The sequence below is a fragment of the Klebsiella variicola genome (assembly GCF_000828055.2).
Classification (GTDB): domain Bacteria; phylum Pseudomonadota; class Gammaproteobacteria; order Enterobacterales; family Enterobacteriaceae; genus Klebsiella; species Klebsiella variicola.
The window spans coordinates 3,936,655-3,952,663 of record NZ_CP010523.2 but is presented as its reverse complement, the minus strand read 5'-3'; the positions used below and the strand labels follow the sequence as shown (position 1 = coordinate 3,952,663).

Here is a 16,009-nt window from a genome sequence, read left to right as displayed (position 1 = left end):
CGTTCATCCTGTCGTTCAGGGGATTCTGACGGAGACGTATTCTCTGGCACGCGATGAGTCCGGTTGGGAATGATAGGGCAAGTATAGCGGCCCACCGCCTCCCGTACGTGACAATTGATTGCAAAAATAATGTGTTAATCATTTAGCGCCCCGCTGCCTGCGGGGCGCTGATCTACCGTTTACTGCTGGGGGAGATATTCGTGCGGGGGATGGTTCAGCAGCGCCAGCAGATTGGCGACCAGCCGCGGGGCGACCGTCTCTGGAGTCACCTCTGGCTGCCACTGGCGCATTTGCGTCATCTCCATGCCGGCATAGCCGCAGGGATTGATGCGCAGAAATGGCGCGAGATCCATCGCGATATTGAGCGCCAGACCGTGGAAAGAGCACCCTTTGCGGATCCGCAGTCCCAGTGAGCAGATTTTGCGATCGCCGACGTAGACCCCTGGGGCATCGGCGCGGGGATGCGATTCGATGCCATACTCGGCCAGGGTATTAACGACCGTTTGCTCCAGCAGCGTCACCAGCTCGCGCACACCCAGCTTGCGGCGTTTAAGGTTCAACAGAACATACATTACCTGCTGTCCTGGACCGTGATAGGTCACCTGGCCGCCGCGATCGCTCTGGATCACCGGAATATCGCCGGGCACCAGCACGTGTTCCGCTTTGCCTGCCTGGCCCTGAGTGAAGACCGGGTGATGTTCCACCAGCCAGATCTCGTCGAGGGTGTCTTCATCGCGGGCGTCGGTGAATTCATGCATCGCCTGCGAGATGGGTTCGTATGGTTGCAGGCCAAGCTGCCGGATAAGAATTTTATTGTGCTGCAAAACAACATCTCCGCCGGGAAGAGAGGACTCAGGGCGGGGAGTATATCACAGCAGGGCGGAAGGGGATGAAAGGACCCGGCACGGCGGCCGGGTCGGGGAAAAGGTTACAGCACCATCCGTACGATATCGATATTGCCTAACTCTTCGTACAGCGTTTCCACCTGCTCAATGTGGGTGGCGTTGATGGTGATGGAGACCGAGTGGTAGTTACCTTTGCTGCTCGGTTTTACTGACGGCGAGTAATCACCAGGCGCATGGCGCTGTACCACTTCCACCACCTGATCAACCAGCTCCGGCAACGCCTGTCCCATTACTTTGTAAGTAAAGGGGGTAGGGAATTCCAGCAGTTCGTTAAGTTTGGTTTTCATGTCAGCTCCGGTGTTACGACAAAATAATAACTCCCACCAAGGGCGGGAGTTATCAGGTTACTTGGATAAATAGTATATGGGGATGGAAATCACACTTTCAAGTGTTCGATTTTTAACCAAACCAGTGGTGGAACATTAACTTAATGTAATCAATAATTTTGCCAAAGAAATTCCCTTCCGGGATTTCCTGCAGCACCACCAGCGGGCGCTGATCGATAGTTTTACCATCCAACTGGAAGTTGATGGTGCCGACCACCTGGTTTTTCTGCAGCGGGGCGTGCAGTTCAGTGTTATTCAGCACATAGCTGGCTTTCAGATCTTTCATCCGGCCACGCGGGATGGTCAGGTAGACATCTTTATCCACCCCCAGCGAGGCGCGATCGCTGTCACCGAACCAGGCCGGTTCGGAAGCAAACTCTTTGCCGGCTTTGATCGGGTTGACGGTTTCAAAGAAGCGGAAGCCCCAGGTCAGCAGTTTTTTGCTTTCCGACTCACGACCTTTGAAAGTACGTCCGCCCATCACCGCCGAGATAAGACGCATCTGGCCTTCGGTGGCAGAGGCGACGAGGTTGTAGCCCGCTTTGTCGGTATGACCCGTTTTGATGCCGTCGACGTTCAGGCTGTTATCCCACAGCAGGCCGTTACGGTTCAGCTGGCGGATGCCGTTGAAAGTGAACTCTTTCTCACGATAGATAGAGTACTCGTTCGGCACATCGCGGATCAGCGCCTGGCCAATCAGCGCCATGTCGCGCGCGGAACTGTACTGTCCGTCAGCATCGAGGCCGTGAACGGTCTGGAAATGGGTGTTTTTCAGGCCCAGGGCGTTAACATAGTTGTTCATCAGGCTGACGAAGGCGTCCTGGCTACCGGCAACATAGTCGGCCATGGCCACGCAGGCATCGTTACCCGACTGCAGGTTGATACCCCGGATCAGCTGCGAAACCGGAACCTGCATCCCCGGCTTGAGGAACATCAGAGAAGAGCCTTTGAAAACCGGGTTGCCGGTGGCCCAGGCATCGTTGCCGACAGTGACCAGATCGGACTCTTTGAATTTACCCGCTTTCATCGCCTGACCGATGACATAGCTGGTCATCATTTTGGTCAGACTGGCCGGGTCGCGACGGGAGTCGGCGTTATTTTCCGCCAGCACTTTGCCGGAGTTGTAATCAATAAGCACCCAGGATTCGGCGTCAATCTGCGGGGCGCCTGGGATCATCGTTTTGATATTCAGGTCATCGGCGCGGGCAGCGGAGGAGAGCGCTGCAACGGAGAGCGCCGTGATGAGTAAACGAGCGGTGAAAGAGGTCTTCATGGTCAGAACAACGGCATCCGTGATGGAGTTAAAAAAAGTGCCTTACTATAGCAAATGCTCTGCGGGCCAGCATCCGACATTGCGCATGAGTTTGTTAATGACTTTTACATGCGCAAGGTGAACGGGCTGCCCGCGGCGTTTAGTTGGCGCGAGTAATAAAGGACTGCAGCTGCGCTTCGCTTTGCAGGCGCTGCTGAACGGCGCTGGCCTGCGCCTTATCAGCAAACGGGCCCAGCTGAATACGCCATACCGCGCCGTTTTGCGTGACCCGGCCTGGCACCGAGAACTGCTGGCTCAGGCGCTGCTGATACTGCTGCGCCCGCGCCTGGTCGCTCACTGCGCCAACCTGGACGACAAAATTACCGCTGGCGCTGGAGGTGGCGGTAGAGGAGGCGGCAACGGCGCTGGCGGTCGCGGCAGTGGCCGCTGTCGCCGCTACGCTACCCTGGATGGAGCCTGGCGCGGTGACGGGAGCCGTTTGCGTCGCGACGGCAGCAGCAGGGGCCGCAGTGGCGGCGGTCGTGGCTGCCGGCTCGCTACTCTCCAGCACGCCGCTGTTCAGCGGCGTCGGGGCGCCGAGGAAACCGCCGCTGTTCACCGGCGCGCCGACGCTGTCTTCCGGCTTCAGCGTGCTGTTGCTGATCGGGCGAACGTCGGCAGGCGCAGGCTGGTTCATACCTGTGGTGTCACCGCCGTCCAGATTCGGTCGGGCGGGCAGGGCGTACGTCTGTTTGGCGACGGTGGTGCAGGCCATTCCCGGACCGGAAAGCGAACCGTCAGGCGCAACGATGATGGGGTCGATACGCACCTTGGTGTTGTTCGAGGTGTTCAGACGGTCAGCAGACGCACGGGAGAGCGAGATAACGCGATCGTTACCATACGGGCCGCGATCGTTAATCCGCACGACGATCATGCGGCCGTTAGCGAGGTTGGTGATCCGCGCATAGCTCGGGATTGGCAGCGTGGGGTGCGCCGCGGTCAACTGGGTCGGATCGAAGGTTTCGCCGCTGGCGGTCAGGTTACTGTTAGGTTCCGCGTCATAGATCGCCGCAAAACCAGCCTGCGTAAAGTTGGCCGGATCCTGAACGATTTTATAGCTTTTACCGTCGCGCTCATAATCCTGATTCGCCGTGGCGTTCGGCGTTTCATACTGCGGATCGGCGCCGCTGATCTCAACCGTCGGGCCATTACAGACGGCCGGCTGTGGAGTACTGACCGTTTTTTGTTGCACGTCATCACTCGAACATGCCGCCAGCAGCCCCGCTGCTATGCAGATCCCCAGCCATTGCTTACGCATTGCAAACCCCTTTAAACGCTTTTCGACAACATTTTTCTGTGGGTATGGATCGACATCACGATACCAAACCCGGCCATCAATACGATCAGGGCGGAGCCCCCGTAGCTCACCAGCGGCAACGGTACGCCCACCACCGGTAAAATACCACTCACCATACCAATATTTACGAAGACATAAACGAATAAAATCAACATTAAACCACCGGCCATGACCCGGCCAAAGGTGGTTTGCGCCTGGGCGGCGATCCACAGCCCGCGCATGATCAGCAGAATATAGAGCGCCAGCAGGATCAGCACACCAATCAGCCCCAGCTCTTCGGCCAGCACGGCGAAGATAAAGTCGGTGTGGCGTTCCGGCAGGAACTCCAGCTGCGACTGCGTGCCGTGCAGCCAGCCTTTGCCGCGCAGACCGCCGGAGCCAATGGCAATTTTAGACTGAATAATGTGATAGCCGGCGCCCAGCGGGTCGGTTTCCGGGTCGAGGAGCATCATCACGCGCTGGCGCTGATAGTCATGCATCAGGAAGAACCACAGGATCGGTATAAAGGCGGCGACCAGCACCACGGCGATCCCGATAAGACGCCAGCTTAGACCGGAAAGGAACAGCACAAACAGCCCGGAGAGGGCGATCAGAATCGAGGTGCCGAGGTCGGGCTGCGCTGCCACCAGCAGGGTCGGCAGGAAGATCAGCACCAGCGCAATCGCGGTGTTCTTCAGCGACGGCGGACAGACGTCGCGGTTAATAAAGCGCGCGACCATCAGCGGCACGGCGATTTTCGCTATCTCCGACGGCTGAAAGCGGACGATACCGAGATCCAGCCAGCGCTGCGCCCCTTTGGAGATAGCGCCGAAAGCATCAACGGCCACCAGCAGAATAATACAGAAAATATAAAGATAGGGCGCCCAGCCTTCATAGACCCGCGGTGGGATCTGCGCCATGACGATCATGATCACCACGCCCATGGCGATCTGGCCGATTTTACGTTCCATCATGCCGACGTCCTGACCGCTGGCGCTCCAGATAACCAGCGCGCTGTAGGTCAGTAGCGCCAGCAGGATCAGCAGCATGGTGGGGTCAAGATGGATTTTATCCCACAGCGATTTTTTGTTCGGATTATCCGTCATTATTGATCCTCCCCTGCGGTGACCGCCGGGTTTTCGCTTGGCAGCGTGGTGTTGTTATCGCCCAGCATAATGTGATCAAGGATTTGTCGCATAATGGTGCCGACCGCCGGGCCGGCGCCGCCGTTTTCCAGGATCATCGCCACGGCAACCTGAGGGTTGTTATAAGGCGCAAACGCCGTCATCAGTTTATGGTCGCGCAGACGTTCAGAGATGCGGTGCGCGTTATAGGTTTCGTTGGCCTTCAGGCCGAACACCTGGGCGGTACCGGACTTGGCCGCGATCTTATACGGCGCGCTGGCGAAATATTTGTGCGCGGTGCCGTTGCCGCGGTTGGCCACGCCGAACATGCCGTCTTTGGCGATTTCCCAGTAGCCGGAATGGATGTCGCCCACCGGCGGCTCATGCGGCTGAACCCACGGAACGGGCTTGCCGTCTTCCACGGTGCTTTGCAGCAGGTGCGGCACTTTCACCACCCCGTCGTTAATCAGGATCATCAGCGCCTTGTTCATCTGGATGGGGGTGGCAGTCCAGTACCCCTGACCGATGCCCACCGGAATGGTGTCCCCCTGGTACCAGGGTTTCTTGAAGCGCTTGAGCTTCCATTCGCGGGTTGGCATGTTGCCCGAGCGCTCTTCAGAAAGGTCGATACCGGTGTAGTGGCCGTAGCCAAACTTGCTCATCCACTCAGAGAGGCGATCGATGCCCATGTCATAGGCGACCTGATAGAAATAGGTATCCGCAGACTCCTCCAGCGCTTTGGTGACGTTCAGGTGGCCGTGGCCCCATTTTTTCCAGTCACGATAGCGTTTATCGGAGCCAGGCAGCTGCCACCAGCCTGGGTCGAACAGGCTGGTATTGCGGGTGATCACCCCGGCGCTCAGCGCCGAGACGGCGACGTACGGTTTTACCGTTGACGCCGGCGGGTAGACCCCCTGCGTCGCGCGGTTGACCAGCGGCGTGTTCGGATCGTTGAGCAGGCCGGAGTAATCTTTACTGGAGATGCCGTCGACGAACAGGTTCGGGTCATAGCTTGGCGTAGATACCAGCGCCAGAACGGCGCCGGTACGCGGATCGGTGACCACCACGGCGGCACGGCTACCGGCCAGCAGGGTTTCGATATACTGCTGCAGCTTGAGATCGAGAGTGAGGTAGATATCGCGTCCGGCCTGCGGCGGCACCTCTTTCAGTTGTCGAATGACGCGGCCGCGGTTGTTCACTTCAACCTCTTCGTAGCCGGTCTGACCGTGCAGGACATCCTCATAATAACGCTCAATACCCAGCTTACCGATGTCGTGGGTCGAGGCGTAGTTAGCCAGCTTGCCTTCTTTGTCGAGGCGGTCGACGTCTTTATCGTTAATTTTTGAGACGTAGCCAATGACGTGCGTCAGCGCCGAGTTATAGGGATAATAACGACGCTTGTAGCCTTTGACTTCCACGCCGGGAAAGCGGTACTGGTTGACGGCAAAGCGGGCAACCTGCACTTCACTGAGGTTGACCTTTACCGGAATCGAGGTAAAGCGATGGGAGCGTGCGCGCTCCTTTTTGAAGCCGGCGATATCATCGTCGGTTAAATCGACGACGTCACGCAGCGCATCCAGCGTCTGCTGCACGTTATCGACTTTCTCCGGCATCATCTCCAGCTGATAAATGGTGCGGTTAAGCGCCAGCGGGGTGCCGTTGCGATCGTAAATAATGCCGCGGCTCGGCGGGATCGGTACCAGCTTGATGCGGTTTTCGTTCGAACGCGTCTGATAATCATTGAAGCGAACGATTTGCACATTGTACAGGTTGGCGACCAGAACGCCGGTAAGCAGCAAAATCCCCAAAAAAGCGACCAGCGCCCGGCGCACGAACAGCGAGGATTCAGCCGTATAGTCGCGGAAAGAATTCTGTAATTTCATTCGCTGCTTAGTCTACCCTGATCATCATTACTCACGGTGGTACGGGTGGTTGGTGGTAATGCTCCACGCCCGATACAGACTCTCGGCCACCAGTACGCGCACCAGCGGGTGAGGTAAGGTGAGGGTGGAGAGCGACCAACTCTGTTCCGCCGCTGCTTTACAGGCTGGAGAGAGGCCTTCCGGGCCGCCTACCAGCAAACTGACGTCGCGCCCGTCCTGTTTCCAGCGTTCCAGTTCGCGTGCCAGCTGCGGCGTATCCCATGGTTTTCCCGGAATATCCAGGGTCACGATACGGTTCTTACCGGCAGCGGCCAACATCATCTCGCCCTCTTTTTCGAGGATGCGCTTGATATCGGCGTTCTTGCCGCGTTTACCGGCGGGGATCTCCACCAGTTCAAACGGCATATCTTTGGGAAAACGGCGCAGATACTCGCTAAAGCCGGTCTGTACCCAGTCCGGCATTTTGGTGCCAACGGCCACCAGCTGCAACTTCACGCATTAACTCCAGAGTTTTTCCAGCTCGTACAGACGACGGCTCTCTTCCTGCATGACGTGAACCATCACGTCGCCGAGGTCGACGACGATCCAGTCGGCGGCGGCTTCCCCTTCAACGCCCAGCGGCAGCATGCCGGCGGCGCGGGATTCCTGAACCACGTGGTCGGCGATGGACATCACGTGACGGGTAGAGGTGCCGGTGCAGATAATCATGCAATCGGTGATGCTGGATTTGCCATGTACATCAATGGCGACGATGTCCTGACCTTTCAGGTCATCAATTTTGTCGATAACAAAATCCTGGAGTGCTTTACCCTGCAAGTGTTCCCCCTGGGTGCATGAAGATTGATAATGATAAAGAGCCTGACAGTATACCTGAACTGATGAAAAAGTCGGGTGAAATGTCTGTCGGCAGGCGTTCGTGGCGGGGTATCATCCCATCCCTCGCCGCGGATTGCATCGCCATTTTTGTAAAACAATTTCTGCAAACATGCTGTGGCGGATGCTGCCCGGCAGCGGAGAATAGCAGCCTGCTGTGGCCTGTCAATGGTCTGGCGGGAATTCTTCTTGCGGCTGCCAGACGGCCTGGCTATTTAATACGCGCAGGGTGGTGAAATCGTCGCGCATATCGAGGAGGCTCCAGGCGCCATGGGCAATCGGGAAATGCCACATCGCCGCCGCGGGCATCTGCAACAGCAGGGCCGTCAGCAGGCTCAGGACGCCCTGATGGCCGACAATAAGCAGGTGGTCAAGATGGCGGCAGTCGGCCAGCGTTGTGGTGAATTCGCTGACGCGGCGGGCAAAATTCTGAAAGCTTTCGCCATTGGTGGGGGCCGCGTGCTGCCAGTCAGCACACCACGCGGCATAGTTTTGTGCATCCTCTCGCTGAAGGTCGCGATGATGACGCATCTCCCAGTCGCCGAAAAACATTTCATTGAGCGCGGCATGGCACTCACGCGGGATATGGCGATCGCCAAGCAGCAGATCGGCCGTCCTCGCGGTACGCGCCAGCTCGCTACAGATGACTTTGTCGAAAGGTACTGCCCGCAGCCGTTCGCCGAGCGCTCGCGCCTGGGCGACGCCGCACGGTGTCAGAGGAGTGGGGGCGTGGCCGCTGTATAACCCGGCAACGTTGGCTTCGGTTTCGCCGTGGCGAACTAACCATAATTTCATGATGATGCTCAGACAGGCGGTGGAGACGTGGCGCTACGATAGCGCTTTTTTAGCGTCGGGCCCAGTCCGGGGTCAGCAATAGAGTCCCTGCTCGCGGATGTAGTCCAGCACGGTGGCCGGCAGCATCTCGGCGCAGGATTCCCCGCGCTCGAGGCGCTGGCGGATAATCGTCGCCGAGATATCGAACCACGGCGTCTCCGCCAGGTAGATGGCCCCGGCGGGGCGGTTATGCAGGCGCTCTACGTCGTGGGTTAAGTGACGGTCCAGCCACTGCTGATCCGCGTCGTGCGCCATGGTCAGCGGGTAACCCGGACGGCGGCAGACGATCAGATGAACGTTATCAAGGATGGTTTCATAGCGGTGCCAGGTGGGGAAGGTGAGCAACGAATCCTGGCCGATGATAAACGCCAGCGGTTTTTCTGACCCCTGCTCCTGGCGCCATGCCTGCAGCGTGTCTGCTGTCCAGGAGGGGGTGTCACGCTGCAACTCGCGTTCGTCGAGCGTGAACAGCGGTTTATCGGCAATCGCCAGCTTAAGCATATGCACGCGCTGGGCGCTGGTGGCTTCCGGCTGGGGACGGTGCGGCGGGACGTTGTTAGGCATGATGATGACCTTGCTCAGGCCAATCTGATTCGCCAGGATCTCGACCGGCTTGAGGTGACCATAATGCACCGGATCGAAGGTGCCGCCATAGATTGCCTGTAACTGAGTCATATCAACCATCAATAAAAACGTCCGCCAGGGCTTTGTGGCAGAGCAACAACGAAAGACTTTCCAGTTCGGGCCAGACGTCGTGCCCGTAATCCTGTTTAAAGGTCAGTTCCGCGCGGGTCAGGAGGGTCACCGCCTGGCGCAGCTGTTCCCCGCTCAGTCGGGCGAGGGCATCGCTGAGCAGCTGACGGCGGTTTTGCCAGACCCGATGTTTATCAAACAGCGAGCGCAGCGGCGTGTGCGTCGACTGGCGTTTGAGCGTGACCAGCAGCAGCAGCTCCCGCTGTAGCGTACGCAGCAGGATCGCCGGCTCGCAGCCTTCAAGGCGGAGCTGTTGCAGAACATGTAGCACGCGCTTGCTTTTGCCTGCCAGTAGCGCATCGACCCAATGGTAAGGGGTAAAGTGGGCGGCATCGTTTACCGCCTGCTCAACCCGGGGCAGGGTCAGCTTACCGTCCGGCCAGAGCAGCGCCAGACGCTCCAGCGCCTGCGCCAGCGCCAGCAGATTACCTTCGTAACAGTAGCACAGCAGCTGACTGGCCGCGTCGTCGAGCTGCAGCTGATGCTGTTTGGCCCGGGCGGCCAGCCAGCGCGGCAGCTGCGCGTATTCCGGCGTCTGGCAACTGACCTGGACGGCCCGCTGCGCCAGGGCGGTAAGCCACGCGGCATTCTCCTGGGCTTTGGTCAGCTTATTCCCGCGAACTATCAGCAGCAGGTCGTCGTGCAGCAGGCCGATCAGGGTCGCCAGCTGTTCGTTGATCGCCGCGTTAGGGCCGTTTTCCGGCAGGATTAGCAGCAGCGTTTGCCGGCTGGAGAACAGACTCAACGCCTGGCTTAACGCGAAAATCGCCTGCCAGTCGGTACTGTTATCGATGGTGAAGGTGTGGTGCTCGGTAAAGCCCTGGGCGGCAGCGGCTTCGCGAATGGCGTCCTGGCTTTCCTGCAACAGCAGGGGATCGTTGCCAAGCAGCAGATAGGCCGCGCGCAGCCCTTCAGTGAGCTGCGCGCGGAGTTGTTCCGGGTACAACCGAATCATCATTGACCCAGAGTGGTGGAGACGCGGTTACCCGAGGAAGCCGGTGCCGTGCTGCCGGCGACCGGTTTCTCTTCCTGCTGGGTTGCTTCAACATCTGCAACCTGCACGCTCGGCAGCTTACGAATCAGCTGTTCCGCCGCTTTGTCGTACATTTCCTGGATAATCATATCCTGCTCGGCGTCTTTCGCTAACGCCGCCTGCGGGTTATCGAAGAACGAACGATAGACCTTGGTGGTAATCGGATAGATATCGTGACCCGGGATCAGGACGCTGGCATGAACGGTCATGACCATCTGATATTCCGCGGTACGACCATCCTGGAACACCGAGGCGGTATCTTTCTGAATCGACGAACCATCGAGGCGCAGAGAAGGAACATCTTTACGCAGCGTGCTGGCGTCGATCAGGTCCACGCCATTAAGACGCAGCTGATTACGTACCGCGCGACTTAACGGTCCGTTCGGATCGCTCGACTGAAGAATCATGGTTTTCATGGTGGTGGGCACCTTCGTAGTGCTACGCAGATGCCAGCCACAGCCGGCGGTGACAAGCACCGCCAGGGATAACAACATTGTTACCAGATATCGCACGCTTCCTCCCGCGCTTAGCCAACGACCAGATTGAGCAGTTTACCCGGAACGTAAATCACTTTACGCACGGTTTTACCGTCGAGATATTTCGCGACCAGATGCTCCTGGCCGGCACGCTCGCGGACCTGCTCTTCAGTTGCATCTACCGCAACGGTAATTTTACCACGAACTTTGCCATTGACCTGGACGACGACGAGGGTGCTGTCTTCCACCATCGCGCTTTCATCCGCCACCGGCCACGGCGCGTTGTCGATATCGCCTTCGCCGTTCAGCTCGCGCCACAGTGTGAAGCTGGCGTGCGGGGTGAACGGGTTCAGCATACGCACCACCGCCAGCAGCGCTTCCTGCATCAGGGCACGATCCTGTTCGTCTTCCTGCGGCGCTTTCGCCAGCTTGTTCATCAGCTCCATGATCGCCGCGATGGCGGTGTTGAAGGTCTGACGACGGCCGATGTCATCGGTCACTTTGGCGATCGTTTTGTGAATATCGCGACGCAGCGCTTTCTGATCTTCACTCAACGCCGCCACGTTCAGTGCCGCAACGTCCCCTTTGGTGGTGTGCTCGTAGACCAGTTTCCAGACGCGTTTCAGGAAGCGGTTAGCCCCTTCAACGCCAGATTCCTGCCACTCGAGGGTCATATCCGCCGGGGACGCAAACATCATGAACAGACGCACGGTATCCGCGCCATAACGCTCAACCATCACCTGCGGGTCGATGCCGTTGTTTTTCGACTTGGACATCTTGCTCATGCCGGTGTACACCAGCTCATGGCCTGCCGCGTCTTTCGCTTTCACGATGCGGCCTTTTTCGTCGCGCTCAACGATGGCGTCAACCGGGGAAACCCAGTTACGTTCGCCGTTTTCGCCTACATAGTAGAAGGCGTCAGCCAGCACCATGCCCTGGCACAGCAGCTGCTTCGCCGGCTCATCGGAGTTGACCATGCCCGCGTCGCGCATCAGCTTGTGGAAGAAGCGGAAGTAGAGCAGGTGCATGATGGCGTGTTCGATACCGCCGATGTAGATATCTACCGGCAGCCAGTAGTTGGCCGCTTTCGAATCCAGCATCCCTTCCTGATACTGCGGGCAGGTGTAGCGCGCATAGTACCAGGAGGATTCCATAAAGGTGTCAAAGGTGTCGGTTTCACGCAGCGCCGGCTGACCGTTAACGGTGGTTTTCGCCCATTCAGGATCGGCTTTGATCGGGCTGGTGATGCCGTCCATGACCACATCTTCCGGCAGGATCACCGGCAGTTGATCTTCCGGGGTCGGCAGCACGGTGCCATCTTCCAGGGTCACCATCGGGATCGGCGCACCCCAGTAGCGTTGACGGGACACACCCCAGTCACGCAGACGGTAGTTAATTTTACGCTCGCCTACGCCCATGGCTGCCAGTTTGTCGGCAATGGCGTTGAAGCCGGCTTCATAATCGAGGCCGCTGAACTCGCCGGAGTTAAACAGGACGCCTTTCTCGGTCAGCGCCTGCGCGGAGAGATCCGGCTCGCTGCCGTCAGCGGCGAGGATAACCGGCTTGATGTTCAGACCGTACTTGCTGGCGAACTCATAGTCACGCTGGTCGTGACCCGGAACGGCCATGACCGCGCCGGTGCCATATTCCATCAGCACGAAGTTTGCCGCCCAGACAGGAATTTCTTCGCCGGTCAGCGGGTGAATGGCTTTAAACCCGGTATCGACGCCTTTTTTCTCCATCGTCGCCATGTCGGCTTCGGCTACTTTGGTATTACGGCATTCGTCGATAAAGGCAGCCAGCGCCGGATTGTTCGCTGCAGCCTGCTGCGCCAGCGGGTGACCCGCCGCGACGGCCAGGTAGGTGCAGCCCATAAAGGTGTCCGGACGGGTGGTGTAGACGGTCAGCTTATCGGCGTAGTTGTTGACGTCAAAGGAGATTTCCACCCCTTCGGAACGGCCGATCCAGTTGCGCTGCATGGTCTTTACGGTGTCTGGCCAGTGATCCAGTTTATCCAGATCGTTCAGCAGTTCATCGGCGTAGGCGGTGATTTTAATAAACCACTGCGGGATCTCTTTACGCTCGACTTTGGTATCGCAGCGCCAGCAGCAGCCGTCGATAACCTGTTCGTTGGCCAGTACGGTCTGGTCGTTCGGGCACCAGTTCACCGCGGAGGTTTTCTTGTATACCAGCCCTTTTTTGTACAGCTCGGTGAAGAACTTCTGCTCCCAGCGGTAGTATTCCGGGGTGCAGGTCGCCAGCTCGCGGCTCCAGTCATAGCCAAAACCCAGCATTTTGAGCTGGTTTTTCATGTAGGCGATGTTGTCGTAGGTCCACGGTGCTGGCGCGGTGTTGTTTTTCACTGCCGCGCCTTCCGCCGGCAGACCAAACGCATCCCAGCCAATCGGCTGCAGGACGTTTTTGCCCAGCATACGCTGGTAGCGGGCAATCACGTCGCCGATGGTGTAGTTACGCACGTGACCCATGTGTAGTCGACCAGAAGGATAAGGAAGCATCGACAGGCAGTAATACTTCTCTTTGCTCTCGTCTTCAGTTACTTCAAATGTACGATTTTCGTCCCAGTGAAGCTGGACTTTCGATTCTATCTCTTCCGGGCGGTATTGCTCTTGCATGGCAGCCAGTGGTCCTGTTTTCAATACAGCTACAAAATGTAGCCAATGGATGTGTTATTTCAGATCGGCATAGCATAGCCCAAACGCCCCCGTCAAAACAGCCTTTCGCACATTAACATCGGCAAAAGCCGCGCTGATTATTTCGCGACTCTGTGGCTTGTCAGACACAGCGGGAGAGGAATAAGGTCTATTATCAGAAGACGTTAACCACACCGGAGGCGAAATGATGAACAAGGTTGCTCAATATTACCGTGAACTGGTCTCCTCGCTCAGCGAACGGCTCCGCCATGGAGAGCGCGATATCGACGCGCTGGTGACACAGGCGCGGGAAAAAATCGCCCGCGCCGGCGATCTCACGCAGAGCGAGATCGAGTCGGTGATTGCGGCAGTAAAACGCGATCTCGAGGAGTTTGCCCGCAGCTACGAAGAGAGTCATGAAGACGAGAGCGACAGCGTGTTTATGCGGGTGATCAAAGAGAGCCTGTGGCAGGAACTGGCTGATATCACCGACAAAACGCAGCTCGAGTGGCGCGAAGTCTTTCAGGATCTGAATCACCACGGCGTGTACCACAGCGGTGAGGTGGTCGGCCTGGGCAATCTGGTCTGCGAGAAGTGTCACTATCACCTGGCAGTGTATACCCCGGACGTGCTGCCGCGCTGTCCGAAGTGTGGCCACGATCAGTTCCAGCGTCGGCCCTTCGAACCCTAAGCGGTGCGAAAACGATGCGCGAGGCTTCGCGCATCGTGGTTTGTCTTATTTCACGGTGTTGACTTCGGTGCTCTTGAAATACTGTTTCCCACCCATGTCGCTAACATATTTCTGCGATGAGTTGAGTACCAGTTTATCGGCGGTTAAGGTCCCGACGCCGCATTTCGCCAGGCCCAGTATGCCGCAACTTTTACCACCATTGACCACTTTGGTGGCGGTTAACGTCATATTGCCGCCCGCGCTGAGGGTGGAATAGTTGTAGATCGCGCCTTTATTTTTGGTATTTAAGGTCAGGTCGCCGGTGCTGCTGATCTGCCCTTCGTTGGTGATATCTGAGTAGGTCGTGATTGAAATATTCTTTGCATTGATAGTGCCATTGTTGCTTACCACGCCATGATCGGTGGTGATATCGGCCGCCTTCATATAACCATTTTGATTCAGCCAGTAGCTGTGGGCGGTAATGGCATTGGTGGCTTCCATGCGACCGCTGGTGCTTTGCGCCAGCGTACCGTTGGTCTGCAGGTTGATATTTTCGCCTGTGATATTACCGAGGTTATAGATTTCCCCGCTGTTTGCGCTGCCATCCTGCTTAAGCGACTGAATGGTGGTTTGGCCGGTAGAGTTAATGTTGCCGGTGTTTTTAAAGCTGTCGCCAACAAACGTCAGGCTGGTATTTTTGGCGCTGATTTTGCCTTCATTGAAGAAATCGCCCATCGCCGTGATGGAAATCTGGTTATTTGACAGCAATGAGGATTTTTCCTCGTTGCTGATTTTCCCGCCGCTGGTCAGCGTTAAACCGTTGGTGCCGGTGATCGAACCGGATTTAAAGCTCGTGATGTTACTGTTGGCGGAGGCAATCAGCTGGCCGCCGGTGAGCGATCCAGTATTGACGATAGAGCTCCCACTGGAAAGCATTAAGTAATAAGCGCCGGCGATGCTGCCGTCATTGGTGATCCCCGTGGCGGTGGAAACCTGGCTCAGCAAACCTTTGCCCGTTATTGTCCCTTTGTTCAGCAGGTTACCGTTGCTGGTGAGCTGCAGCGTGCTGTTAGCGACAATGGAGCCCTGGTTACGTACGCCAAAGCCGATGTTGTTGCCGACCATGCTGATGCTGTTGGCGGTGATGCCGCCAAGGCTGCTGACGTCGATGCTGTACTGCGGGTTGACCGTCATTTCGATAAGCGTCGCTTGTTTACCTGCAGAGGTTATCGCGCCAGAGCTGTTATCCATGGTGAAGCGACCTGCGCTGACCAGGGCATTATTGGCCTGTACTTTACCGTTAATCTTAATCGCGTCGGCGAGCAGAACCGCGTAGCCGTTAGCGGCGTTCATGCCATTTTCGCCGATGGTGAGGGTGCCGCCCGTTACGGTATAGCTGCCGATGGCGCCGTCACTGGTCATGTTGACTTTACCGGTGGTCAGGATGGCCTTGTTGGTATTGACAAAGCTACAGCCGGAGCAGGTGATGCCGTTCGGGTTGGCGATCACCACGTCCGCTTTCTGACCGTTAACTTCGATAAAGCCCTTCAGGCTACTGGCGTTTTTGGAGGTCACCTCGTTCAAAATCACCGAGGCGCTGCCGGCGGTCAGATTATTGTTACGGGCGATATTGCCAAAGGTGCTGTGGCTGACATCATCGCCGCTGTTATTGAGGATGGTGCCATTGGTGCCAACGTTGAAGTCGCGGTACAGGTTATGGGAGACGCCGGCGGCGTTCGGCTTTTCAATATCAATAACCGTGGCGCCGGACGAATGCGTATAGCTGGTCGGGTCGGCATAAACCACCGACGAGGTTAATACTGCCGCCAGCGCGACATAAGAAGCTTTAAACTTAAACATTTCATTTATTCCTTTAAATTAAGATTAATAAAC

The 16,009-nt window shown here is 57.4% G+C and carries 15 protein-coding genes; 1 reads left to right on the top strand and 14 read right to left on the bottom strand.

Going from position 1 to position 16,009, the window contains the following annotated elements; all coding sequences use genetic code 11:
- Nucleotides 1-179: 179 nt before the first annotated feature.
- The 13 genes from lipB to leuS form a co-directional block, all read right to left on the bottom strand.
- Nucleotides 180-824 carry a lipoyl(octanoyl) transferase LipB gene (gene lipB / locus SP68_RS18560; RefSeq protein ID WP_012542459.1) on the bottom strand — a complete coding sequence of 215 codons (645 nt, stop codon included), beginning with the start codon at nt 822-824 and terminating at the stop codon, nt 180-182.
- Nucleotides 825-928: 104 nt separating this feature from the next.
- A complete protein-coding gene (gene ybeD / locus SP68_RS18555) occupies nt 929-1,192 on the bottom strand; it encodes a DUF493 family protein YbeD (RefSeq protein WP_002894474.1) in 264 nt (87 codons plus the stop codon).
- 112 nt (nt 1,193-1,304) lie between these two features.
- Nucleotides 1,305-2,504, bottom strand: a complete 1,200-nt coding sequence (dacA, locus tag SP68_RS18550; protein ID WP_008805633.1) for a D-alanyl-D-alanine carboxypeptidase DacA — start codon at nt 2,502-2,504, stop codon at nt 1,305-1,307.
- Between the two features lie 139 nt (nt 2,505-2,643).
- A complete protein-coding gene (gene rlpA / locus SP68_RS18545; protein ID WP_040973894.1) occupies nt 2,644-3,801 on the bottom strand; it encodes an endolytic peptidoglycan transglycosylase RlpA in 1,158 nt (385 codons plus the stop codon).
- An 11-nt stretch (nt 3,802-3,812) separates the two neighbouring features.
- The gene (gene mrdB, locus SP68_RS18540; protein WP_008805635.1) at nt 3,813-4,925 is read right to left on the bottom strand and encodes a peptidoglycan glycosyltransferase MrdB; all 1,113 of its coding nucleotides are present in this window, start codon (nt 4,923-4,925) and stop codon (nt 3,813-3,815) included.
- Nucleotides 4,925-6,826, bottom strand: coding sequence for a peptidoglycan DD-transpeptidase MrdA (gene mrdA, locus SP68_RS18535; protein WP_008805636.1), 1,902 nt, complete (start codon nt 6,824-6,826; stop codon nt 4,925-4,927). The genes mrdB and mrdA overlap by 1 nt, the downstream gene beginning before the upstream one ends.
- Nucleotides 6,827-6,853: 27 nt before the next feature.
- Entirely contained in the window at nt 6,854-7,321 is a 468-nt protein-coding gene (gene rlmH / locus SP68_RS18530; RefSeq protein WP_002894620.1) for a 23S rRNA (pseudouridine(1915)-N(3))-methyltransferase RlmH, read from the bottom strand.
- Nucleotides 7,322-7,324: 3 nt separating this feature from the next.
- Entirely contained in the window at nt 7,325-7,642 is a 318-nt protein-coding gene (gene rsfS, locus SP68_RS18525) for a ribosome silencing factor (RefSeq protein ID WP_002894623.1), read from the bottom strand.
- A gap of 222 nt (nt 7,643-7,864) precedes the next feature.
- Entirely contained in the window at nt 7,865-8,494 is a 630-nt protein-coding gene (locus SP68_RS18520; protein WP_022065701.1) for an adenosylcobalamin/alpha-ribazole phosphatase, read from the bottom strand.
- Between the two features lie 72 nt (nt 8,495-8,566).
- Entirely contained in the window at nt 8,567-9,217 is a 651-nt protein-coding gene (gene nadD / locus SP68_RS18515) for a nicotinate-nucleotide adenylyltransferase (RefSeq protein WP_008805638.1), read from the bottom strand.
- Complete coding sequence (gene holA / locus SP68_RS18510; protein WP_032691138.1) at nt 9,210-10,241, bottom strand: DNA polymerase III subunit delta; 1,032 nt, start codon at nt 10,239-10,241, stop codon at nt 9,210-9,212. Before holA ends, nadD begins: the two co-directional genes overlap by 8 nt.
- Complete coding sequence (gene lptE, locus SP68_RS18505; protein ID WP_008805640.1) at nt 10,241-10,831, bottom strand: LPS assembly lipoprotein LptE; 591 nt, start codon at nt 10,829-10,831, stop codon at nt 10,241-10,243. The genes holA and lptE overlap by 1 nt, the downstream gene beginning before the upstream one ends.
- Before the next feature lie 14 nt (nt 10,832-10,845).
- On the bottom strand, nt 10,846-13,428 hold the full coding sequence (gene leuS / locus SP68_RS18500) for a leucine--tRNA ligase (protein ID WP_012542455.1): 2,583 nt from the start codon (nt 13,426-13,428) through the stop codon (nt 10,846-10,848).
- 226 nt (nt 13,429-13,654) lie between these two features.
- Here leuS and SP68_RS18495 point away from each other — a divergent pair, with 226 nt between their 5' ends.
- The gene (locus tag SP68_RS18495) at nt 13,655-14,137 is read left to right on the top strand and encodes a zinc ribbon-containing protein (protein ID WP_032691348.1); all 483 of its coding nucleotides are present in this window, start codon (nt 13,655-13,657) and stop codon (nt 14,135-14,137) included.
- A 45-nt stretch (nt 14,138-14,182) separates the two neighbouring features.
- On the opposite strand, the gene SP68_RS18490 is transcribed toward SP68_RS18495, so the two are convergent.
- On the bottom strand, nt 14,183-15,976 hold the full coding sequence (locus SP68_RS18490; protein ID WP_040973902.1) for a filamentous hemagglutinin N-terminal domain-containing protein: 1,794 nt from the start codon (nt 15,974-15,976) through the stop codon (nt 14,183-14,185).
- Nucleotides 15,977-16,009 lie beyond the last annotated feature (33 nt).

Coding starts and splice junctions, on each gene's coding strand:
- ybeD (WP_002894474.1), bottom strand. CDS start 1,192: ATGAAAACCAAACTTAACGAACTGCTGGAATTCCCTACCCCCTTTACT.
- dacA (WP_008805633.1), bottom strand. CDS start 2,504: ATGAAGACCTCTTTCACCGCTCGTTTACTCATCACGGCGCTCTCCGTT.
- rlpA (WP_040973894.1), bottom strand. CDS start 3,801: ATGCGTAAGCAATGGCTGGGGATCTGCATAGCAGCGGGGCTGCTGGCG.
- mrdB (WP_008805635.1), bottom strand. CDS start 4,925: ATGACGGATAATCCGAACAAAAAATCGCTGTGGGATAAAATCCATCTT.
- mrdA (WP_008805636.1), bottom strand. CDS start 6,826: ATGAAATTACAGAATTCTTTCCGCGACTATACGGCTGAATCCTCGCTG.
- SP68_RS18520 (WP_022065701.1), bottom strand. CDS start 8,494: ATGAAATTATGGTTAGTTCGCCACGGCGAAACCGAAGCCAACGTTGCC.
- nadD (WP_008805638.1), bottom strand. CDS start 9,217: ATGGTTGATATGACTCAGTTACAGGCAATCTATGGCGGCACCTTCGAT.
- holA (WP_032691138.1), bottom strand. CDS start 10,241: ATGATTCGGTTGTACCCGGAACAACTCCGCGCGCAGCTCACTGAAGGG.
- leuS (WP_012542455.1), bottom strand. CDS start 13,428: ATGCAAGAGCAATACCGCCCGGAAGAGATAGAATCGAAAGTCCAGCTT.
- SP68_RS18495 (WP_032691348.1), top strand. CDS start 13,655: ATGAACAAGGTTGCTCAATATTACCGTGAACTGGTCTCCTCGCTCAGC.
- SP68_RS18490 (WP_040973902.1), bottom strand. CDS start 15,976: ATGTTTAAGTTTAAAGCTTCTTATGTCGCGCTGGCGGCAGTATTAACC.